The organism is Leclercia sp. AS011, assembly GCF_037152535.1.
In the GTDB taxonomy this organism is placed as follows: Bacteria; Pseudomonadota; Gammaproteobacteria; order Enterobacterales; family Enterobacteriaceae; genus Enterobacter.
Window position 1 is genome coordinate 1 of sequence record NZ_JBBCMA010000022.1, and the last position, 282, is coordinate 282.

The following is a 282-nucleotide window of genomic DNA, read 5'->3' on the forward strand; positions in this document are numbered from 1 at the left end:
CGTAATTTGATGCCTGGCAGTTCCCTACTCTCGCATGGGGAGACCCCACACTACCATCGGCGCTACGGCGTTTCACTTCTGAGTTCGGCATGGGGTCAGGTGGGACCACCGCGCTACAGCCGCCAGGCAAATTCTGTAATCTGTATCAGGCTGAAATTTGATGTCTGTCTCTTCGCCGAAACAGCTTCGGCGTTGTAAGGTTAAGCCTCACGGTTCATTAGTATCGGTTAGCTCAACGCATCGCTGCGCTTACACACCCGACCTATCAACGTCGTCGTCTTC

Annotated in this window: 2 rRNA genes; both read right to left on the reverse strand. The window is 53.9% G+C overall.

Features of this window, described 5'->3' with window-relative positions:
- Window positions 1–11: 11 nt before the first annotated feature.
- Window positions 12–127: ribosomal RNA gene (gene rrf / locus WFO70_RS22345) — 5S ribosomal RNA — on the reverse strand.
- A 69-nt stretch (window positions 128–196) separates the two neighbouring features.
- Window positions 197–282: ribosomal RNA gene (locus tag WFO70_RS22350) — 23S ribosomal RNA — on the reverse strand; the annotation flags it as partial.